Origin of the sequence: Pseudoalteromonas sp. CuT4-3, from assembly GCF_035666335.1 — a bacterium.
GTDB lineage: Bacteria > Pseudomonadota > Gammaproteobacteria > Enterobacterales > Alteromonadaceae > Pseudoalteromonas > Pseudoalteromonas atlantica.
The window spans coordinates 1624850-1647497 of sequence record NZ_CP142030.1; the positions used below are offsets into that span (position 1 = coordinate 1624850).

At 40.4% G+C, this 22648-nt stretch carries 20 protein-coding genes; 16 read left to right on the forward strand and 4 right to left on the reverse strand.

Translation table 11 applies throughout. The annotated features are described in order from the left end of the window. The first annotated feature begins 28 nt into the window (after window positions 1-28). From VOI46_RS07335 to VOI46_RS07355, 5 genes are all read left to right on the forward strand, one after another. Window positions 29-898, forward strand: coding sequence for a LysR family transcriptional regulator (locus VOI46_RS07335; RefSeq protein ID WP_029774426.1), 870 nt, complete (start codon window positions 29-31; stop codon window positions 896-898). 125 nt (window positions 899-1023) lie between these two features. After that, complete coding sequence (locus VOI46_RS07340) at window positions 1024-2241, forward strand: lipoprotein-releasing ABC transporter permease subunit (RefSeq protein ID WP_039972248.1); 1218 nt, start codon at window positions 1024-1026, stop codon at window positions 2239-2241. Next, entirely contained in the window at window positions 2234-2932 is a 699-nt protein-coding gene (gene lolD / locus VOI46_RS07345) for a lipoprotein-releasing ABC transporter ATP-binding protein LolD (RefSeq protein WP_004587833.1), read from the forward strand. Before VOI46_RS07340 ends, lolD begins: the two co-directional genes overlap by 8 nt. Next, a complete protein-coding gene (locus tag VOI46_RS07350; RefSeq protein WP_004587834.1) occupies window positions 2922-4166 on the forward strand; it encodes a lipoprotein-releasing ABC transporter permease subunit in 1245 nt (414 codons plus the stop codon). Before lolD ends, VOI46_RS07350 begins: the two co-directional genes overlap by 11 nt. A 113-nt stretch (window positions 4167-4279) precedes the next feature. Further along, complete coding sequence (locus VOI46_RS07355) at window positions 4280-4744, forward strand: DUF1456 family protein (protein ID WP_004587835.1); 465 nt, start codon at window positions 4280-4282, stop codon at window positions 4742-4744. A 62-nt stretch (window positions 4745-4806) separates the two neighbouring features. Here the strand turns inward: VOI46_RS07355 and VOI46_RS07360 are convergent, their stop codons facing one another. Continuing rightward, window positions 4807-6540 carry an AMP-binding protein gene (locus VOI46_RS07360; RefSeq protein ID WP_004587836.1) on the reverse strand — a complete coding sequence of 578 codons (1734 nt, stop codon included), beginning with the start codon at window positions 6538-6540 and terminating at the stop codon, window positions 4807-4809. 305 nt (window positions 6541-6845) lie between these two features. After that, window positions 6846-7292 (reverse strand): DUF3010 family protein, encoded by a 447-nt coding sequence (locus VOI46_RS07365; protein ID WP_324738192.1) that lies wholly within the window; start codon window positions 7290-7292, stop codon window positions 6846-6848. A gap of 383 nt (window positions 7293-7675) precedes the next feature. On the opposite strand from VOI46_RS07365, the gene thrS reads away from it, so the two are divergent. The 10 genes from thrS to VOI46_RS07415 all read left to right on the forward strand — a co-directional run bounded on the left by thrS (window position 7676) and on the right by VOI46_RS07415 (window position 18237). Then, on the forward strand, window positions 7676-9586 hold the full coding sequence (thrS, locus tag VOI46_RS07370) for a threonine--tRNA ligase (RefSeq protein WP_004587838.1): 1911 nt from the start codon (window positions 7676-7678) through the stop codon (window positions 9584-9586). A gap of 59 nt (window positions 9587-9645) precedes the next feature. Beyond that, entirely contained in the window at window positions 9646-10206 is a 561-nt protein-coding gene (gene infC, locus VOI46_RS07375) for a translation initiation factor IF-3 (RefSeq protein WP_024034072.1), read from the forward strand. A 211-nt stretch (window positions 10207-10417) separates the two neighbouring features. Then, window positions 10418-10618, forward strand: a complete 201-nt coding sequence (rpmI, locus tag VOI46_RS07380; RefSeq protein WP_004587840.1) for a 50S ribosomal protein L35 — start codon at window positions 10418-10420, stop codon at window positions 10616-10618. A gap of 15 nt (window positions 10619-10633) precedes the next feature. Continuing rightward, complete coding sequence (gene rplT, locus VOI46_RS07385; protein ID WP_004587841.1) at window positions 10634-10996, forward strand: 50S ribosomal protein L20; 363 nt, start codon at window positions 10634-10636, stop codon at window positions 10994-10996. Between the two features lie 421 nt (window positions 10997-11417). After that, entirely contained in the window at window positions 11418-13235 is a 1818-nt protein-coding gene (locus VOI46_RS07390) for a M14 family metallopeptidase (protein WP_004587842.1), read from the forward strand. Between the two features lies 1 nt (window position 13236). Then, window positions 13237-13878 (forward strand): MBL fold metallo-hydrolase, encoded by a 642-nt coding sequence (locus VOI46_RS07395; RefSeq protein ID WP_004587843.1) that lies wholly within the window; start codon window positions 13237-13239, stop codon window positions 13876-13878. Between the two features lie 90 nt (window positions 13879-13968). Continuing rightward, window positions 13969-14427 carry an Lrp/AsnC family transcriptional regulator gene (locus VOI46_RS07400; protein ID WP_002960703.1) on the forward strand — a complete coding sequence of 153 codons (459 nt, stop codon included), beginning with the start codon at window positions 13969-13971 and terminating at the stop codon, window positions 14425-14427. A 129-nt stretch (window positions 14428-14556) separates the two neighbouring features. Continuing rightward, on the forward strand, window positions 14557-16113 hold the full coding sequence (locus VOI46_RS07405; RefSeq protein WP_004587844.1) for a SulP family inorganic anion transporter: 1557 nt from the start codon (window positions 14557-14559) through the stop codon (window positions 16111-16113). Between the two features lie 229 nt (window positions 16114-16342). After that, window positions 16343-17416, forward strand: a complete 1074-nt coding sequence (locus VOI46_RS07410) for a histidine kinase (RefSeq protein WP_024034075.1) — start codon at window positions 16343-16345, stop codon at window positions 17414-17416. Next, window positions 17413-18237: a LytTR family DNA-binding domain-containing protein gene (locus VOI46_RS07415; RefSeq protein ID WP_004587846.1), complete on the forward strand. Its 825-nt coding sequence runs from the start codon at window positions 17413-17415 to the stop codon at window positions 18235-18237. Before VOI46_RS07410 ends, VOI46_RS07415 begins: the two co-directional genes overlap by 4 nt. 62 nt (window positions 18238-18299) lie before the next feature. Here VOI46_RS07415 and pyk read toward each other — a convergent pair whose 3' ends face one another. After that, a complete protein-coding gene (gene pyk / locus VOI46_RS07420; RefSeq protein WP_004587847.1) occupies window positions 18300-19736 on the reverse strand; it encodes a pyruvate kinase in 1437 nt (478 codons plus the stop codon). A gap of 384 nt (window positions 19737-20120) precedes the next feature. On the opposite strand from pyk, the gene gndA reads away from it, so the two are divergent. Beyond that, the gene (gndA, locus tag VOI46_RS07425; RefSeq protein ID WP_004587848.1) at window positions 20121-21494 is read left to right on the forward strand and encodes an NADP-dependent phosphogluconate dehydrogenase; all 1374 of its coding nucleotides are present in this window, start codon (window positions 20121-20123) and stop codon (window positions 21492-21494) included. Between the two features lie 66 nt (window positions 21495-21560). Here gndA and ansA read toward each other — a convergent pair whose 3' ends face one another. Beyond that, entirely contained in the window at window positions 21561-22571 is a 1011-nt protein-coding gene (gene ansA / locus VOI46_RS07430; protein ID WP_004587849.1) for an asparaginase, read from the reverse strand. Window positions 22572-22648: the final 77 nt, after the last annotated feature.

A 22648-nucleotide genomic window follows, 5' to 3' on the forward strand; every position in this document is an offset into this window, starting at 1 on the left:
ATTAAAACACTTTTACAGTATGGTAATAATGGCGCGTTGGGATGGTATAGACGAATTTATAGCAGTGGGTGAAGAGGGTAGTTTTACAGCAGCGGCTAATGTACTGGGGTTGTCAGTTGCCCATATAAGTCGCCATGTAACGGCGCTGGAGCAGCGTTTAAATACCCAGTTACTCACCCGTACCACCCGCAAAGTGGTATTAACCAAAGAAGGTGAAGCCTTTTTACATCAAACTAAGCAATTACAACATGCTATGGATGATGCCACGCAAAGTTTAGCAACGCAGCAAACAACGCCTAAAGGTAAAATTAAATTAACAGCACCAGTTATGTATGGTGAAACTTTTATTATGCCCATTGTGCACAATTTTATGCACGCTCATCCTGAGGTCGAAGTAATTGCTACGCTTTCTAACGAGCAAGAAAATTTACTCGAAGGCGGGTTTGATTTAGCCATTCGGTTAGGGCATTTAAAAGATTCAAGCCACAGAGCACGGCGTTTAAGTGCTAGGCGCTTTATAATGTGTGCCTCCCCAGATTATTTATCCCGAGTAGGTGAGCCCCATACCCTAGGCGAGCTAAACCAACATCAATGTTTAATTGGTAACAGCAGTTACTGGCGAGTAAACGAAAATGGCCGCGATAAACATATTAAAATTGCGGGGCGCTTGCGCTGTAATAGTGGTTGGGCATTAGTTGATGGTGCAAAAAAAGGCTTAGGAATAGTGCAGCTGCCTAATTATTACATTGAAAATGAGCTACGAACGGGCGAGCTTGTGCCAGTATTAACTTCTTATCAGCCGGATCAAGAAGGCGTGTGGGGAATTTACCCACCGCGTCAGTTTGTTGCCACCAACGTAAGAGTATTACTTGATTATTTAGTGGCCGGGCTTGAATAAAGCGCGTTTAAAATATAGCCAAGTATAAGATTTATAAATTATTTCTTACATTTATGGTCATATTCAATTCATCTTAGTTCGTGCTACTATAGCCGCACACTTTTAGCATAAATGTTTTAAATAATATGTTTCAACCGGTTAGCTTATTTATAGGGCTCAGATATAGCCGCTCCTCCAAAGGAAATGCGTTTATATCGTTTATCTCGTTTTTTTCTATTGCCGGAATAGCCATAGGACTAATGGCCTTGTTCACTGTAAGCAGTGTAATGAATGGCTTTGAAAACAGTTTAAAAACAAATATGTTAGGGCTCATTCCTCACGTAGAAGTACAAGCCAATAAACACACCAGCGAACAAATGACAGCGTTAAAAGCCGATTTAGAGCGCTCAATTTATGTAGATCACGTAAGCCTTTACCGCCACGGCGAAGCCATCTTGCAAACCAATAAAGATTTACACGGCGTATTACTGCAAGGCTTGTATGGCAATAACGGATCGCTATATAAAATTACCGATAAAGTTGTGCAGGGCAATTGGCAAAACGTTTTAAATAATAGCTACAACATAGCTATTAGCCGTTATTTAAGCCGTAAGCTTGGTGTAGGTATGGGAGAGAAGCTGCGCGTAATTATGCCCAATGCCTCAACTTACACGCCGCTTGGGCGCGTACCTAGTCAGCGTTTATTTAAAATAGCCGCAATATACGAAACGGGCTCAGAGATAGATATGAGCCTTGCATTTACCAGCGGCGCATCTTTACAGCGGGTATTAAAGCTTAACAAAAATACCGCGCCTAACTTAAGTGTGTCGTTACATGAACCCTTTGAATTAGCGCAATTTACAACGGACAGCCAGCACATTTTACGCGACTACCAAGTAAGTGACTGGCGCAGTAGCCAAGGTACTTTATTTGCCGCGGTTGCCATGGAAAAACGTATTATGTCTATGTTGTTAGGGCTGATTGTATTAGTGGCTGTATTTAATATTGTTTCGGCACTGACTATGATGGTGAGTGAAAAACAAGGCGAAGTGGCGATATTACAAACCTTAGGTTTAACGCCTTCACAAGTACAAAAAGTGTTTATGGTGCAAGGCTTGTATAACGGGGTTATTGGCACCGCGATAGGGGCACTTTTAGGTGTATTGTTTAGCTTATATATTAATGAACTACTCGCTGCTGTGGGGCTGAACCTACTAGCAGGTGTAGAACTTCCGGTAAAATTTGATGTGTTAAGCCTCGTTATTATTGCGCTTAGCAGTATTGCAATGAGCTTTTTAGCCACTTTATATCCTGCGCGCAAAGCCGCAAAAGTAAAACCAGCAGAGGTATTGCGTTATGAATGATTTAGTTATTAGCTGTCAAAACTTAAGTAAAGTTTATCAAGATGGACAAAACCAAGTAGAAGTATTAAAAGGGGTGGACTTATCTCTTAACCAAGGGGATATGCTGGCTATAGTAGGCAGCTCAGGGTCAGGAAAAAGTACCTTATTGCATATTTTAGGAACCCTTGATACGGCTACATCGGGTAGCGCTAAAATAAAAAATCAAGACGTTGCTAAATTATCGCGAACAGAGCAAGCGGCGTTTAGAAATAAAAACTTGGGCTTTATTTATCAGTTTCACCATTTATTAATGGAATTTAGTGCGGTTGAAAACGTGGCTATGCCGCTGTTAATTAAAGGGCTCAACGCAAAAGAGGCGAAAGAGCAAGCCCTGCAAATGCTAGATAAAGTAGGCCTAGCGCATCGCTGTGAGCATAAACCTTCGGCGCTGTCTGGTGGAGAGCGCCAGCGTGTTGCTATTGCGCGAGCGCTGGTGACTAAACCCGCATTAGTATTAGCCGACGAACCTACCGGTAACCTTGATAAGCAAAACGCGATTAAAATTTACGATTTAATTAATGAGCTAAATAAAAGCTTAAATACTAGTTTTGTGGTGGTTACTCACGACTTAGAGCTTGCAGACAAGCTAGGTAAAATTGCGTATTTAGATGATGGGAAACTTGCCATTAAAGAGCCGCACCATGTTGCTTAGTTTATTTTTAAGTGAACGCTTTAGAGCGTATTCTGGCCATAAAGATGAAAAAAACGCATTTGTAAGCTTTATTGCCAAAGCCTCTACCGTTGGTATTTTATTAGGGGTGGCGGTGTTAATTGTTGCGCTTTCGGTTATTAATGGCTTTGAGCAGCAATTAGTGCATCGTTTATTAAGTGTGGTACCGCAAGTTGAATACGTAGCGCCTAGCCGACCGATTGCTGATTGGCCTAACAAAGTAGAAAAACTTAAAGTAGAGCCTCATGTTACAGGTGCTGCGCCATTTATAGCAGTAAATGGTATGGCGCAATTTAAAAGCCAGCTAAAAGCGGTAGAAATACGCGGCGTTGAACCTAGCTATGAAGGGAATGTATCGGCCATAAATCAATTTACCAAAGGCACACTGGTTAGTCAGCTGCGCACGGATGACGTTATTTTAGGCAAGCAAATTGTAAAGCAATTAGGCGCTAATATAGGCGATAACATTACTTTACTCATTCCTAAAATTAGCGAGCAAGGCAAGTCTCTATTAGCCCCTAAGCGCGTAACGTTAACACTTGCGGGCATTATAGAAATGGGTGGGCCAATTGACAGTAGCGCTGCATTTATTCACTTAAATAAAGCACAGTCAGTTTTAGGTTACGACGCCAGCCAAGTGACAGGTTTACGTTTGAGCGTAGATGATGTGTTTGCTGCACATCAAATTGCACTGCGAGTAGGGCAAACTATTAGTGATTATGTGTATGTCTCTAGCTGGTTTAGAACGCAAGGTAGCCTGTATCAAGATATTCAAATGGTGCGCACAATTGTGTACATTGTGGTGTTTTTAATTATAGCGGTAGCTAGTTTTAACATTGTATCGTCGCTTGTAATGGAAGTGCGCGAAAAACAAGGCAACATAGCTATTTTAAAAACCATGGGCGCTAAAGACAGTACTATTTTAGCTACCTTTGTCATGCAAGGTTTAACGCAAGCCTTTGTTGGCGTGTTACTTGGCACACTAGTTGGGGTTATATTAGCGCTTAACATTAGTGAGCTGTTTACATGGGTTAGCCAGTTATTTGCAGCTAATCCGCTTGAAGGTGTTTATTTTATTGAATTTTTACCCAGTAAATTAGTACTCAGTGATATTGGAATAACAGTTATTGTTACCTTTGTTTTAGCTGTACTTGCTACTATTTACCCGGCGTGGCAAGCAACTCGAGTCGACCCTGCCAAGGTACTGGGTAATTAACAACTCTTTATAGTGTAAATATCAATAGGGCAGCGTGCCTTAAGCTGCTAAACTGCGCGCTCATTTAAGGTGGGCGCTCTAATTTAGCCTCGCTCTCAACTCAGGAAATTACTTTGACAAATAACGATATTTTACGCCGTGTTCGCTATACCTTTAATTTAACCGATACTGCCATGGTCGGTATTTTTGCCGCCGCAGAGGCTACAGTTACCACTGAGCAAGTCGTTGCATGGTTAACAAAAGAGGGTGAGCAAGGGGTTGTTAAAATTTCAGACACTGAGTTTGCTATCTTTTTAAATGGCTTTATTAATACTAAGCGTGGCAAGCGCGAAGGCCCACAGCCTGTCCCAGAGACTAAATTAAATAATAATATTATTTTTATGAAGCTACGTATTGCTTTAAACATGAAAGCAGAAGATGTAATAGCAACACTTGCACAGGTTGACTTTGAATTAAGTAAACATGAGCTCAGTGCGTTTTCTCGCAAAGTAGAAAATAAACATTACCGTGTGTGTAACGATCAGGTTTTGCGTTTGTTTTTAACAGGTGTTCAGCAGCAGTATCGCCCTGCAGAGTAAGTAAATTATTTAACGCTAAAAGCTCAGCAATTGCTGAGCTTTTTTTTAGTTAATGTTTGCGGTTAAGAAAAGGCCTTATCAGTAAGAGATTGCTGCATTTGCTCTCGCATTTTAAACTTTTGCAGTTTGCCTGTTACTGTCATTGGGTAACTCTCTACAAAGCGAATATAACGGGGCATTTTAAAATAGGCGAGTTTGTCTTTTAAAAATGCACGTATTGCTTGCTCATCAAGTACTGCATCTTCTTTTGGCTGGATCCACGCACACACTTCTTCGCCGTACTTCTCATCACTAATACCAAATATAGCGGCATCTTGAATACCTGGGTAAGTGTAAAGAACCTCTTCAATTTCGCGTGGGTAAATGTTTTCGCCACCTCGAATGATCATGTCTTTAATGCGGCCAACAATACTCACAAACCCTTCGCTGTCCATTACCCCTAAATCACCAGAGTGTAACCAGCCTTCGTCATCTATAGTGGCTTTTGTTTTTTCTTCGTCATTCCAATAGCAGCGCATTATACCGGCGCCCTTACTGCAGACCTCACCAGGTACACCTATTTTTTGAATGTTACCCAGTTCGTCAATAATTTTAACTTCAGTGTGAGCAAGGGCACGGCCAACGGTTGTTACTTGGCGCTCTATTGATGAGTCGGTTTCGGTTATATTGTTGATTGGGCTGCACTCAGTTTGCCCATACGCAATTAATACTTGATGCATGTTCATTTGTGTTTGTACTTTACGCATGACTTGCTCAGGGCACGTTGAGCCCGCCATTACACCAGTGCGTAAAGTGCTGAGGTTATAATTGGTAAAATTAGGCAGCTCTAGTTGGCTAATAAACATAGTCGGCACACCATGCAGCGCGGTGCAGCCCTCTTGCTGCACAACATCAAGCGTGGTTTTTGCATCAAACGCATCGCTTGGGTATATAGCTGCGGCACCTTTACTTACAAATAGCAGGCTGCCAAGCACCATCGCAAAACAATGATACAGAGGCACAGGTATGCACAGTTTATCTTGCGCTGTAAAATGCATAGCCTCTGCAACAAATAGCGCATTATTAAGTATGTTCTTATGGGTGAGTGTAGCGCCTTTAGGGTTGCCCGTGGTGCCAGAGGTAAACTGTATGTTTATGTCTTGATCCGCGTTTAAATTTGCTGAAATCGCATTTAATTCAAGCTTGTGGGCAGGGGGGGCAAAATTCATCACATCATCAAACGTAAACATACCAGGGCTTTTTTCATTGCCAATGCGTATTACATTTTTAAGGCTAGGTAGGGCATGTGCATTTAGCTCACCGGGTTCACATTGGTTAAGTTCAGGCGCTAAGCTGTTAAGCATATCTATATAATTACTGCCTTTAAAATGTGACGCAGTAATTAGCGTGCTGCATTCTACCGAGTTCAAAGCATAGGCTAACTCGTTTGGTCTGTAGGCAGGGTTAATGCACACCATAATGGCACCTATTTTGGCGCTCGCAAATTGGGTTAAACACCACTCAATGTTATTGGGTGACCATATTCCTACTCTATCTCCTGGTTTAACGCCTATTGCTAGTAGCCCCATAGCGAGTTGATTAACTTTATTTTGAAATGCTTTATACGTTAAGCGTACATTTTGATGGCTAACAACGACAGCGAGCGAGTCAGGGTGTTTGTCGACAATAAAATCAAAGTACTCGCCAATTGTTTTATCCGTTAGCGGCGTGCTTTGCGCACCTTTAAAATAGCTTTTTGTGAGCGGTAATGTGTTTATTTGTTCTACTTCTTTTACCGAGCGCGATGGTGTGTGCATGTGCTTCTCCGTATTAATGTATGTCAGTTACTTATATCATCCGTGCTGATAAGTCAGTATTCATTTGCTTAGCCACGAATAGCTGTGTAGCAAAATAAAAAAATAGTTAAGCGAATTGTTATAGGCTGTAGTTAAAATAAACACAAATTGTCGACAAAGAAAGGGTGGTTAGACTAATGTACTAAGCATAAAGAAAAGTTAAATGAAACGTTTTACAGAGGGGCTATAAAAACTAACTTTTATAAAGGCATAAAAAAAACGCCACTAAATGGCGTTTTTATAGTTTGTTTTAATCGCTTTGTGACTTATAGCTCGTCACTGCGGTAGGTTTTTTTCATAATGTATACATAGGCATTAACAAAAGCGTTTTCTTGGTACTTTTTAAGGCCTGTGTCTTCAAACGCAATAGGTATAGGGTTACGTTTAAGCTGCTCTTTAATTTCGGTCGTTGAGAACACGCGAACGTCTAACTCTTCAATTAATTGAATCGCTGTTTCCATTTTAAAGCCCTTTGCACTGCCTACAAATTTACCTTTAGGTTGGCGCTCACGAATGGCAACAGAATCAATTTGGTAATCTTGCATTAGTTTTGCAAAATCAAATTGAAATTTACGCATTATTTCAGTGTCGTTACCGTTACCTAAGGTAAAGCGTGTTTGGCGCACATCGCGAATATCAAATACGTCGTTATCTTTACTTAAAATACAAAGTAGTACATCACTACCGGTAATTTCTACACCACATGTTCTCATTGCTGTTCTCTAATATAACTTAATTGCTTGGTATTATACCCAACATCTAATAAATTGCGAGAGCAAGGCGGCGCAGGTGCATTTTAATAATCAATAAACTCAAGTTGTCACATGCTTAATTTAAATTAGCGAGCGAAAAACAAAAAAATGACAATTTTAGGTAAAATTTCAAGTAATGAGCGCGCTTTAAACTTGTAATTGATACTCTATCACGCGACAATATCTTTTTTGTAGTTGAGCAGACTCAGCATCTACATTAGTCATTTATGGCGAAAAATAGTCAATGCTTATTCGTAAAAGCGTTGTCGAGTCATTCTCATTTAATTTATTTAAAAATACACGTGATACATTGTAGGTGTCACCACTGTATGTAAGGATTTATAATGCCAGTTATTACTCTTCCTGACGGCAGTCAGCGTAGTTTTGAAAACCCTGTAAGTACTCTTGATGTAGCTAACGACATTGGCCCAGGCCTAGCTAAAGCAACCATTGCTGGTCGCGTTAATGGCGAGCGTGTTGATGCGTGCGATATGATCAACGAAGATTCGCGTCTTGAGATCATCACCGCAAAAGATGACGACGGCCTAGAGATTATTCGTCACTCGTGTGCTCACTTAATCGGTCACGCAGTTAAGCAGCTTTTCCCAGACGCTAAAATGGCTATTGGTCCAACTATTGATAACGGTTTTTACTACGATATTGATATGGAACATTCTTTGTCTCAAGAAGACTTAGACGCTATTGAAAAGCGTATGTTGCAACTTGCAAAAACAAACTACGACGTAGTGAAAAAAAATGTAAGCTGGCAAGAAGCACGCGATACGTTTGAAGCGCGTGGCGAAACATACAAAATGGAAATTTTGGACGAAAACATCGCAAAAGATGATCGCCCAGGATTATACCACCACGAAGAATACGTAGACATGTGTCGTGGTCCGCACGTACCAAACATGAAATTCTGCCAAAACTTCAAAATAATGAAAGTAGCTGGCGCTTACTGGCGTGGCGACTCTGAAAACAAAATGCTACAGCGTATTTACGGCACAGCGTGGGGCGATAAAAAGCAACTTAAAGCGTACCTTAAACGCTTAGAAGAGGCTGAAAAACGCGATCACCGCCGTATTGGTAAAGCGCTTGATTTATGGCACTGGCAAGAAGAAGCGCCAGGTATGGTATTTTGGCACAACGATGGTTGGAGCATTTACCGCGAGCTTGAAGAATTTGTTCGTGAAAAACTGCGTGAGTACAGCTACGAAGAAGTTAAAGGTCCAATGATGATGGACCGCTCTTTGTGGGAAAAATCTGGTCACTGGGAAAAATACTCAGACGCCATGTTTACCACAGAGTCAGAAAAACGCGAATACGCTATAAAACCAATGAACTGCCCAGGTCACGTGCAAATTTTTAACCAAGGTTTAAAATCGTACCGTGATTTACCACTGCGTATGGCCGAGTTTGGTTGTTGTCACCGTAACGAACCATCAGGCGCTTTACACGGCTTAATGCGTGTACGTGGCTTTACGCAAGATGATGCTCATGTGTTCTGTACAGAAGAGCAAGTAATGGACGAAGTTTCAGCGTGTATTAAGATGGTTTATGATACATATGAGACATTCGGTTTTGACAAAATTGTAGTTAAGCTCTCTACGCGTCCTGAAAAACGCATCGGCGACGATGAAATTTGGGACAAAGCCGAGGTCGCATTAGCCGATGCACTTAAAGCAAACGACATTGAATTTGATTACCTACCAGGTGAAGGTGCCTTTTACGGACCTAAAATTGAATTTACTTTGTACGATTGTTTAGACAGAGCGTGGCAATGTGGTACAGTGCAACTCGACTTTGCATTACCGGGTCGTTTAGGCGCTACTTATGTAGCAGAAAACAACGAACGACGCACTCCAGTTATGATACACCGTGCTATTTTAGGCTCAATTGAGCGCTTTATCGGTATTTTAACTGAAGAATACGCTGGTTTATTCCCAACGTGGCTTGCTCCAAAGCAAGTGGTAATTATGAACATTACCGATAAACAAGCAGATTACGTGCACGAAATTGTACAAAAATTAAATAAACTTGGAATTAGAGCCGCTGCTGACTTGAGAAATGAGAAGATTGGCTTTAAAATCCGAGAACATACACTTAAGCGTATTCCTTACTTACTCGTTGTCGGCGATAAAGAAGTTGAACAACAGGAAGTAGCAGTACGTACCCGCACAGGTGAAGACCTAGGCAAATTTAATGTTGATGATTTTGTAGCTAAAATTAGCGAAGAAATTAAAAATCGACAGTAAAAATCGAGCGTGTAGGGCAATCACAAACAGCCAACTACGCGCTTATATTATTGATATTCTTGGAGGAACGTACCATTAGAGGCGGCAAGAAAGGGCAACAAACAGCTCAAAAAAATCGTATTAACGAAGAAATTACAGCTCAAGAAGTTCGTTTAATCGACATCGAAGGCGAACAAGCTGGAATTCAGTCATTAAAAGACGCACAAGCTATGGCTGATGCAGCGGGTGTTGATCTTGTAGAGATTAGCCCAAACGCTGAGCCGCCTGTTTGTAAGGTTATGGACTACGGTAAGTTCATCTTTGAAAAAAGCAAAGAACTAAAAGAGCAGAAGAAGAAGCAAAAGCAAATCCAGATAAAAGAAATCAAATTCCGTCCTGGCACGGATGAAGGTGACTATCAGGTTAAGCTGCGCAACTTACGTAAGTTCTTAGAAGCTGGCGATAAAGCTAAGATTACTATCCGCTTCCGTGGCCGCGAAATGGCTCACCAAGAAATTGGTATCGAATTATTAAACCGTGTTAAGGCTGATTTAGAAGAACTTGCAGTAGTTGAGTCTTTCCCAAATCGTGTTGAAGGCCGCCAAATGGTTATGATGATGGCGCCTGTTGCTAAAAAATAATTTTTAAGCGATAATACGCACCGAATTTAGCTCAGGTACCCAAGTAATATGCAAATATTCACCTGTTCTAACCGGTTTTAAAGTAAAATTGCCGCATTTTTGCTGGGTTTTCACCGGAATATGGCAGTAAGTTAGGCCTAAAAGTGGAGCTATAGAAATATATCTCACGCCTGCTTACTAATTTTTAAGCAATACATTTGGAGTTATTGCAATGGCTTATAAGCTAAAAAGTCACAGAGGCGCTGCTAAGCGTTTCAAGAAAACTGCTTCTGGCGGTTTCAAGCGTAAACAAGCGCATCTTCGTCACATTCTGACTAAGAAAACTTCTAAGCGTAAGTTACACCTACGTCCTAAGATGATGGTTCATAAAAATGACCATGGTCTAGTTTCACGTATGTTACCATTCGCTTAATAGGGGTTTTTAGAAATGGCAAGAGTTAAACGCGGCGTTGTCGCACGTGCACGTCACAAAAAAGTTTTAAAGCAAGCTAAAGGTTACTACGGAGCACGTTCACGTGTTTACCGCGTAGCTTTCCAGGCAGTTACTAAAGCGGGTCAATACGCTTACCGTGACCGTCGTGCTAAGAAACGTACTTTCCGTCAATTATGGATTGCACGTATCAATGCAGCTTCACGACAAAATGGTCTGTCTTACAGCCGTTTTATCAATGGTCTTAAAAAGACTTCTGTAGAAATCGATCGTAAGATCCTTGCAGATATCGCTGTTTACGACCAAGTTGCATTTGCAGCGCTTGTTGAAAAAGCAAAAGAAGGCCTAGCGGCAGCTTAAGCTTTTTTAAATAAGTAATAAAGAGGAGCCCTAGGCTCCTTTTTTTGTGCCTGTAATTTAAGACTCACTGAATAATATTCCCCCGCAATAATACTTTATTAATTTTAGGCTAAATATGTCGCTATATGCGTTAAAAAACTCTCGTTTAGAACAACTAATTAGCGAAGTTTTCCCTAGCTCTTAACACGTTTATTCATTCTCAAAATAGATCGCTTAATTAAGCGGATTGCTATAAACAACGAATTTTTTAGCAAGCTATCGACACTTTTCCCCAGCCTTAAAATTAACTACTTTAATAATCACTTTATTAAGTGCATGGGTATAAACGGGCTTTCTTTTTTGTTGAATCACCGCACTTTTATAATATCGCTATGTTTACTTGGTATAATTTATTTTATTAAAGCGTTTGTTAGAGAAAACTATGTTTGCAAGCCTGTTATTTTTATCTGCAATTGTGGCAGATAACAGTCATTTACCGCCTCTTATTCCTTGGCAAGGTGATAGCGTTTCGTTATTACAACAGAAAGGCCCGTTAACCACTGATTTTGAGTTATCACAGGGCAAAGCCTCGCCAAACTATGCCGATACTATGGCGTTTGTAGATAGGCTTGTAGCGGCAAATCCCACGCAGTTTCAGTCTCAAATAATAGGCTACAGTAATAGTAATCGCGCTATTAAAATGGTGGTTGCCAGTGAGCAAGGTTTTTTTGAAGCTGGGCAAATGGCCAACAGTACTAAGCCAACCGTTTTTATCCAAGCCGGTATTCATGCAGGTGAGATAGATGGTAAAGACGCCATGTTTATGTTGCTGCGCGATATTGCAACAGGTAAGCGCCGTGATATTTTAAAAAAGGTAAACATACTTTTTATTCCTATTTTAAACGTAGATGGGCATGAACGCAGCAGCGCATTTAATCGCATAAATCAGCGCGGCCCTGAAAAAATGGGCTTTAGAACCAATGCAAATAATCTAAACCTTAATCGCGATTTCACTAAGTTAGATACACCAGAGGTGAGAAGTGTTTTAAAGGTTATTAATGATTACAACCCAAACTTATACATTGATGTGCATGTTACCGATGGCGCCGATTATCAGTACGATGTGACCTATGGTTATAACCCTGTATTTGCAAGCGAATCGCCTGCTATATCTGATGCATTAGATCAGTATATAAAGCCGGTTATTGACGAAACATTACAAAAGCAAGGGCATATACCTGGGCCATTGGTGTTTGTTATGGATAAACGCGACTTTAAAAAAGGCCTTGCAGGTTGGGTGGCTACACCGCGTTTTTCAAACGGGTGGGGCGATTTAAAATCATTACCAACAATTTTAGTCGAAAACCATTCTTTAAAACCTTATCAACAACGCGTATTAGGCACCTATGTATTTTTAGATGGGGCAATAAACGCGCTTTCTCAGTACAGTCATGAGCTTGCGAACGCCGTTAAAAAAGAGCAAGAATTTGTACCTGAGAAACTAATTGTTAAACGAGCTTATGCTAAACAAGCAGACACGATTAGTGAGTTTAAAGGGGTAGAATACACATCAAGTGTAAGTGCGCTTTCGGGGCAAACTGAGGTTAAATATTTAGGTAAAGCCTATACCTACACTGACTTACCGATTTATTGGCAAAAAGAGGTTGAACGAGTTGTTGATGTGCCCCAAGCGTTTTTTGTTCCGCCTGTATATAGCGATATAATAGAAAAGCTTAAGTTACATGGGGTGTCAGTAAACAAACTTAAAGGCGCGAATACGCAACCTTTAAAGCTTGCCAAAGTACTTGATTACTCGTTTGATAAAGCCCCATTTGAAGGGCGGTTTAGAGTCTCTGCAAGTTTTGATTATGTACCAGCAATAAATGTAAATTTAGACGGATGGTATCAAGTAAATACGCAGCAAAAAGCAGGGGAGTTAGCGGTTCATTTATTACACCCAGAAGCCCCTGATTCATTTTTTGCGTGGGGTGAGTTTAATACGATTTTTCAACGAACAGAGTACATGGAAAACTACGCGTTAATCCCTTACGCAAGGAAAATGCTTAAAGACAACCCAAAACTTGCTCTCGAGTTTGATAAAAAACTTCAAGATAAAGCATTTGCGCAAGATGCCAATGCACGTTTGCACTGGTTATATTCACACACGCCATTTTATGACGAAGCGTATTTGAAATACCCAATTTTAATGTCGTATGAGCAAGTAGCCGTTATTCCCGATCAAAAAGATAAAGAAATTTAATATGCACGTTATTACGATACCCGTGACTGCTTTTTCTCAAAATTGCAGAATAATTAGCTGTATAGAAACAAAGCAAGCTGTGGTGATAGACCCAGGTGGTGATGCACAAAAAATTATAGCCACGCTTAGTGAGCACAAATTAGTACTGAGCGCTATTTGGCTTACACACGGGCATTTAGACCACGTAGGTGCGGCCGATGAATTACGCTCACACTACAATGTGCAAATTATTGGCCCGCAAAAAGATGAGTCATTTTGGTTTGATAACCTGCCTATGCAAGCACAAATGTTTGGTTTTTCAGCTATTGATGCTTTTTACCCTGACATTTGGCTTAATCATAATGATGTATTAACGCTTGGCAAACTTAGCTTTAGTGTTAAGCATTGCCCTGGGCACACACCTGGTCATATTGTGTTTTATGAGCCTGATCAGCAATTAGTTATTGTTGGCGATGTTATTTTTAAAGGTGCTGTAGGGCGTACAGATTTCCCTAAAGGCAATACAGAGCAGCTCATTGAGTCTATTAAAAGCCATATTTTAACACTTGATGACAACACGCGTATTTTAGCTGGCCATGGTGAAGATACCACTGTAGGCCACGAAAAACGCACTAATCCATTTGTAAGTGGCCAATTTGGTTAATTAAAATCCATGAAAATGCAAAATTATTGCAGACGGAATTTTAAATTGGCTGTATAATTTAACCAGTTTATTAGATAAATAAGAAATAAAATGTCTCTAAATCACGTAGATCGCCAAATTTTGGCACTTTTACAACAGGACGCAAGTCTTTCAACTGCTGAAATTGCAGACAAAGTAGGCTTATCTCAATCACCTTGTTGGCGACGCATTGCAAAGCTTGAACAAGATGGCTATATCAAAAGTAAAGTTGCGCTTTTAGATGAGAAAAAGCTTGGTTTTGACATGCTTGTATACGCACATGTGCGCTTATCAAATCATGGCAAGAAAAACTTAGCTGAATTTGAAAAGCTAATTATGAGCTATGACGAAGTGACAGAATGTTACACAATGGCCGGCACCATGGACTTTATGCTGCGTATAATCTCACAAGGTATAGAAGGCTATGAGCACTTTGTACGTGACAATTTACTCAGCTTAGAATACGTTCAAGAGGTACACTCTAACGTAACCATGACATGTGTAAAACGCAGTACATCTCTTCCTCTATAAAATAAACGACACAAAGTTAAGCTATACTAAGAAAGCTAATAACGGTGTGTGCGAATTGTTAAATGAGCGCTAATTTGGTAACATTTAGCGCTTTTTCGATCCTAACCTAATAACCCCCTGAGGAACTCAATGTTTAACTTACTCAGCAAAGCGCCTAGCTCTGCTAAAAACGATATTTTATCTGGCTTAACTGTAGCACTTGCTTTAGTTCCAGAAGCTGTTGCGTTTGCTTTTGTAGCAAATGTCGAACCTTTAGTTGGTCTCTACGCCGCGTTTATCGTTGGTTTAATTACGGCTATTTTTGGTGGCCGCCCTGGTATGATTTCGGGCGCAACCGGTGCATTAGCTGTTGTAATGGTAAGTTTGGTACTTGATCATGGTGTTGAGTATTTATTTGCCACGGTGTTGCTGATGGGAATACTGCAAATACTCGCGGGAATATTTAAGCTCGGTAAGTTTATTCGCATGGTCCCCCACCCAGTTATGCTCGGCTTTGTAAATGGATTAGCGATAGTAATATTTTTAGCGCAACTAGGGCAGTTTAAAGTACCAGATGGCGCAGGTGGCCAGCAATGGATGACGGGCAACCCGCTTTACATTATGTTAGGTTTAGTTGCATTAACCATGGCTATCATTCACTTTTTACCTAAGCTGACCACTGCAGTGCCTTCTTCTTTAGTGGCTATTGTAACGGTAACCGCGTTAGTAATAGGCCTTGATTTAGACTCGCGCACTGTACTTGATTTCCTAAAAGGGATGACAGGTAATGAAGCGGCTACCATTGCTGGCGGCTTACCTGAATTTCACATTCCTATGGTTCCATTTACCCTGGAAACTTTTTATATAATTTTTCCGTATGCATTAATTTTAGCGGCTATTGGTTTAATTGAGTCGTTATTAACGCTTAGCTTGATTGATGAAATTACCGAAACCCGTGGCCACTCAAATAAAGAGTGTATTGGCCAAGGTGCTGCTAATGTAACCTGTGGATTTTTTGGCGCAATGGGTGGCTGTGCCATGATTGGGCAATCAATGATCAACATTAATTCGGGCGGGCGCTCGCGCTTGTCGGGTATAAGTGCTGCACTAATGCTGCTTGCATTTATTATATTTGCTTCAAGTTTAATTGAAATGATCCCACTGGCTGCGCTTGTAGGTGTTATGTTTATGGTTGTACTTGGTACGTTTGAATGGGCAAGCTTTAAAATGATGAAGCGCGTACCACTGTCTGATGCCTTTGTAATTGTATTGGTATCTGGCGTAACCGTAGTAACCGATTTAGCGATTGCCGTGTGTGTTGGTGTTATTGTTTCTGCCTTGGTATTTGCTTGGAATCATGCAAAACATATCTACACAACTAATTACATTGATGAGCAAGGTGCTAAAGTTTACGAGCTTCACGGCCCGTTATTTTTTGGCTCAGTTAAAAACTTTTCTGAGTTATTCGATGTTAAAAACGACCCTAAAGATGTAATTATTGAATTTGAACACAGCCGTGTTGCGGATCACAGTGCCATAGAAGCCATCGACAGCTTAGCTGATAAGTACACTAAAGCAGGTAAGCAGCTTCACTTACGTCATTTAAGTAAAGACTGTAAACAGCTATTACACAAAGCGCGTGACTTAGTTGAGGTGAACGTAATTGAAGACCCAACTTATAAAGTAGCCTCTGATAAACTTGCCTAGTTTATAAGGTGGCTTTGCCCATACGAGCTGATTGAATCGGCATTTTAAAAGCGAAAGGTTAAAGCCTTTCGCTTTTTTATTGGCTTAACTTTGCGGTAAGGCTCTTAAAAATTAAGACAGTTGGTACTGCTAACACTTTGTAATAATCGATATAATAACCAAACCAGTGGTTAAATTAGCTAACGTAATTTTAACTTATTGGCTAACTTATACGGAGTTGTATTTTATTTTGAATTGGCAATCTTTAGTTGATAACAGGCAACGCTTTTTTTGGCTATTGCAAATTGCAGGCTGGATTGGTTATGCGCTTGTAAATTATATCGGCTCTAAAGTATTTGAAATGCGTGATATTTACGTGTTCGTTATATTATTAAATGCCTACGCAGGCTGTTTAATGACAGTCCCACTTCGTTATATTTACAGAAAAACCTGGAATGCATCGCCTTGGATATTAATGGTGGTTGTATTTGGTGCCTCGTACATTACAGGTACATTGTGGGCAATTGTACAAAAATTTAATTTATGGGAAATATACCGCCATGGTTATCGCCCAGAAGATTGGTTTTACTATTTACAGCATGGCTTAGACTCTGTTTACATAATTTTATGTTGGAGTGGCTTATACTTTGGCATAAAGTATTATCAGCTATTACAAAGTGAGCGACAAAAAGCGCTTAAAGCAACTACAATGGCCCATGAAGCGCAATTAAAAATGCTCAGATATCAACTTAACCCGCATTTTTTATTTAATACACTTAATGCTATTTCTACATTAGTTTTGGTAAAAGAAAACAAAGATGCTAACTTAATGGTGGCAAGGTTAAGCGACTTTTTGCGTTATACACTAAATACCGATCCCATTAAAAAAGTGCCTTTAGAGCAAGAGCTACACGCATTAATGCTGTATTTAGAAATAGAGCGGGTTAGATTTGATGAGCGCTTAAAAGTAAATGTAGATGTAAGCGAGCAAGCAAAAGAGGCACTTGTGCCGAGCTTAATTTTGCAACCGATAATTGAGAACGCAATTAAATACGCCATTGCGCATATGTCACAAGGCGGTGTGATAGACATAAAAGCACAGGTTTTTGCTAACGAGCTACTACTTGAAGTAGGTGATAATGGCCCCGGTACCGAGCTAATAGACGGACAACTTGTAAATGCACAAGGGGTAGGGGTGGCAAATACCAAAGACAGATTAAAAACGCTCTATGAAAATAATTATTCGTTTGTATTATCACATAATACGCCAAGTGGATTGAAAGTTAATCTGCGAGTACCGTTTGAGAAGGCTGTGAAGAAATGACTAAAATTAAAACCATCATTGTTGATGATGAACCATTAGCAAGAAAGGGCTTAGCAGTAAGACTTGAAGAATATACTGATATAGAAGTAGTTAAACTGTGTAGTTCAGGCTCTGATGCAATAGAAGCATGTAAAGAGCATCCAATAGACTTAGTTTTTTTAGATATACAAATGCCAGGAATGAATGGCTTTGAAGTTGCCCGTGCCTTAAGCGAAAGCACTAAAGCGTTACCCGCGATTGTGTTTGTTACTGCATTTGATCAATTTGCAGTAAAGGCATTTGAAATACATGCTTTGGATTACATTTTAAAACCCGTTGACGATAACAGACTAAAACAGGCGGTAGAAAAAGTGCATAGTTACTTAAAAACACAGCAAGACAACGCCCATAAGAAAAAACTAGCGAGTTTTGTTGCCGGTATTACAGGTAATAACTGTGAAGAAATACTTAAAAAATTAGCCACAGGCGATACCTTAACCGACAAACGTTACCCAGAATCACTGGCGGTAAAAGAGCAGGGTGAAATTATTCGTGTCCCGGTTGCGACAATTCAGTGGGTTGATGCCGCCGGCGATTATATGTGTTTACATTGCCAAGATGGGCAAACACATATTTTGCGCAAAACAATGAAAGAGCTTGAGCAAGAGCTCGACCCACATTTGTTTGTGCGCGTTCACCGCAGTGCAATTGTAAATACAAAACAAATAAGCAAGCTGGTTACACAAGTCAGCGGTGAGTATTTATTAGTGCTTGAAAACGGACAAGAGCTTAAAGTAAGCCGAAGCTACCGCGATAAAGTAAAAGCAGCGTTAGCCAGCTAGTTTGATATTTTACAGGCATAAAAAATGCGAGCTTAGCTCGCATTTTTTATATAAGGCAGAAATTACGCTACAGTTACAATTTTCATTGTGTTAGTTGCGCCCACAGTTTCCATAGAGTCACCGTGAGTAATAATTACTGTATCGCCAGAGTGTAATGAACCTTGTGCTACAAGGGTATCAAGTGCGGCTTTAACCATTCCGTCTTTTTCAGTTTTTGTAGAATCAAAAAACACAGGGTAAACACCACGATAAAGCGCTGTTTGGCCTAGCGTGCTTGCATGGCGTGAAAGCGAGTAAATAGGTAAACCAGAGCTGATACGCGACATAAGTTTAGCGGTGCTACCTGACTCAGTTAAGGTAACAATGGCTTTAACCGAATCTAAGTGATTAGCAGCGTACATAGCTGAAAGCGCGATAGATTCTGCATTGTTAGAAAAACGGCTGTCTAAACGGTGCTTAGATACGTGGGTTTCTTTTTGCGATTCTGCACCTAAACAAACACGTGCCATTGTAGCAACCGTTTCTTCAGGGTAATCACCGGCAGCGGTTTCTGCTGAAAGCATAACTGCATCAGTACCATCAAGTACCGCATTTGCCACATCCATAACTTCTGCGCGTGTTGGCATTGGGTTATCGATCATCGATTCCATCATTTGTGTTGCAGTTACAACAGTACGGTTTAATGAACGAGCGCGACGAATAATGAGTTTTTGTTTACCCATTAGTGCAGCATCACCAATTTCAACACCTAAATCGCCACGAGCAACCATTACAGCGTCTGATGCTAAAACAATGTCATCTACGGCTTCTTGTGTTTCTACGGCTTCTGCACGTTCAATTTTTGCAAGTAGTTGTGCTTTAGAACCTGCAGCTTCTGCTAAAGAGCGTACATAACGCATATCATCGCCACTGCGTGGGAACGATACTGCAATGTAATCAACATCTATTTCAGCGGCAGTGATTAAATCTTCTTTGTCTTTTTCTGTAAACGCAGGGGCTGTTAAACCACCGCCTAAACGGTTAATGCCTTTATTATTTGATAATACACCACCTACGGTAACCGAGCAGTGCACTAAGTGACCTTCTACTTGCTCAACGGTTAGTTGAATAAGGCCATCGTTTAATAGTAATAAATCGCCAGGGCTTACATCTTGTGGTAATTCTTTGTAATCAATACCTACCGCGTTTACGTCGCCTTCACCTTTTTCCATTTTTGCATCTAGGGTGAATTTAGCGCCTACTTCAAGGTTTACTTTACCTTCTTTAAACGTTGAAACACGAATTTTAGGACCTTGAAGGTCTGCAAGGATAGCAACATGTTTACCTAATTTTGTGGCTATCTCGCGTACAGCTTGTGCACGGTCTTTATGATCTTGTGCAACACCATGTGAGAAGTTTAAACGTACTACATTAGCGCCAGCGCGAATAATTTTTTCTAGATTGTTATCTCGATCTGTTGCAGGCCCAAGTGTAGCGACTATTTTTGTGCGTCTTAGCATCAAATTCTCCTGTGTGCTTAGATGTGTAAGCAGGTTGACGGTTATTTTGTGACTTCAAAATACTTATAACTTATGTATAAACATTTTTAGTTATAGGCAAACTAGTTAGTATTGCCACTATTTTATACAAAACGAATATGTCATCATTATGACACCGGTGTCAAAATCCGTCAATGATCTTAAATTCAAAATACGCAGAGTATTTGTAACCGCACAGCCCTTATATTTGATACAATTGCAGTGCTTTTTAATAGCGTAATAAAAAAGCATGCTGTATTAGCTCAACGTTCGCATTTTATGACGGTATGAGTATAATGCACGCGGTATTATTTAATGAATTACTTAGTTTACTAACCAAATAGTTGTTACCGAGGAGGACACTAAATGCAAGTTGCATTAGTCGGGTTAGGCGTTATGGGCAAAAATATTGCCTTAAACATGATTGAAAAAGGCATAACGTTAGTCGCATATGATAAAAATCCACATGCGGGTGAAGAGTTATTAAGTTGTGCTAAATCGCAAGGCATGGCCGATAGACTTCATATTGTTTCTGATTTAGGAGACATGGTAAGGCGTTTAGAAGCACCTCGCTCTATTTTATTATTAGTGCCTGCAGGCGAACTGGTTGATGCTGTGTGTAATGAGCTTGTTGAAGCTGGCGTACAGTGTAACGATATGATTGTAGATTGTGGTAACAGTAACTACAAAGACGGCATTAATCGTAAACTTAAGTATCAAAACAAATTTGAATTTGCCACCATGGGTATTTCTGGCGGTGCCGAAGGCGCTCGTCATGGTCCTGCAATGATGGCAAGTGGCTCAGAAGGCGGTTGGGAGCGAATCGAACCGTGGTTTGAAAAAGTAGCCGCTAGCTACAATGGCGAGTCGTGTTTTGCACGCGTTGGTCAATCGGCCAGTGGCCATTTTGTAAAAATGGTTCACAACGGCATCGAATACGCAATAATGCAGCTTATTGCTGAAGTGTATCAACTACTTCGTATTGGCACAGGTCGCTCACCAAAAGAAGTGGCTGAAATTTTTGATGACTGGTCTACCGGTCACTTAAATAGCTACTTACTTGCTATTTCTAGCCATATTTTATCTCTTGAAAACACCAAGCAAGAGCCGCTTGTTGATTTAATTGATAATAAAGTAGGCGCAAAAGGCACAGGCCTGTGGACTGCGCAAAATGCACTTGAGCTAGGTATTGCTGTTCCTTCACTGGTTGCCGCGGTGCAAGCTCGCCACTTAACCAATGTATGTGACACCACCGCTGCACAAGAAATGACGTATGCCGCTAAAGCTACAAACAAGGTTGATATTGACCTAGAAGAGCTAAAAGATGCCTTTACATTGGCGAGTTTATTAGCGTATCGCCAAGGTTTAGCGTTAATTAAAGGGGCATCTCGTACCCATCAGTGGAAAGTAGACTTGTCTAAAACACTGCAAACATGGCGTGCGGGTTGTATTATTCGTGCTGACTACCTAGATAGCGTAGCGCAAGGCGTAGAATACATTGATACGCTTGAAAATGAATCTAATGCGCTTCGCAAAGTAACTGGGCAAGCTGTAATGACTGGCTTAGCGTTCCCTGTGCTTTCATCAACACAAACGTATTTAGCCACATTAACCACACCAAGTAATGGGCATTTAGTACAAGCTCAGCGTGATTACTTTGGTGAGCATGGTATTAAAACTCACTCAGGTGAAGTGTGCCACTTAACTGATTTAGTGGGTATAGACGCGAAAGTACGATAATTACCGCGTTTATAAAATAACAAAGGCACGCTATTTAGCGTGCCTTTTGCGTTTTGGTAACTAAAATTAGCGGCTTAATTCACCGCGTAAATTGTCTTGCATTAAATGGCGAATCGTTTCAATTTCTAGATTTTGGCTAAACAAATAATGCAGCTTTGTTAAACACGCCTCTAGTGTCATATCGTAGCCACTTATTACACCAATATTCAATAACGCGTTACCAGTAGCGTAACCGCCCATATTTACATGGCCTTTTAAACACTGCGTTAAATTAACAATAACCATGCCGCGTTTACTTGCCTCACTTAGCACGTCTAAAAAGTCGGGGTCTTGTGGGGCATTACCTACGCCAAAGCTAAGCAATACCAGTGCTTTTATATTGTCATTCACCAAACTTTTAACCACGTCTTTACTAATGCCTGGGTATAAATAAAGTACACCAATTGGTTGAGGTGTAATGGTGGTTACCTGTAATTCGTTTTCTACATAAGGGCTTAGCTGGCCTTTAATCAGCTGAATATTAATACCAGATAACGCTAAAGGCTCTAGGTTAGGAGATGTAAAAGCATTAAAACCATCGGCATGTGCTTTAGTGGCTCGGTTACCTCTAAATAATTGGTTATTAAAAAATAAGCTCACTTCAGCAATAGGGTAATTAGCCGCTAAAAACATGGCGTTTAATAAGTTTACTTGGCCGTCAGAGCGTAATTGCGATAAAGGAATTTGTGAGCCAGTAACAATAACGGGTTTAGTTAAGTTTTCGAACATGAACGACAGGGCAGAGGCTGTGTAAGCCATTGTATCGGTGCCATGAAGTACCACAAAACCATCGTAATCGTGGTATTTGCTTTTAATGTCATCAGCTATTAGTTGCCAATGCGCTGGCGACATATCTGATGAATCGATTAATGGGCAGTACTCGTGAATATCAAAAAGGGGCATTTCTTCACGGTTAAATTCTGCGTTATTGACCACTGTTTCTGTTAAAAAACCTTCAGCCGGAATGTAGCCACGGCTCGATTTTTTCATACCTATGGTACCGCCAGTGTATGCGATATAAATGCGTTTACGTTTCATAAAAAAGCCCAGTAAAAAAACTGGGCTTAGTATAACGTTAAGTTGTTTTAAATACAGCTGCTTGAGTAAATACGTGC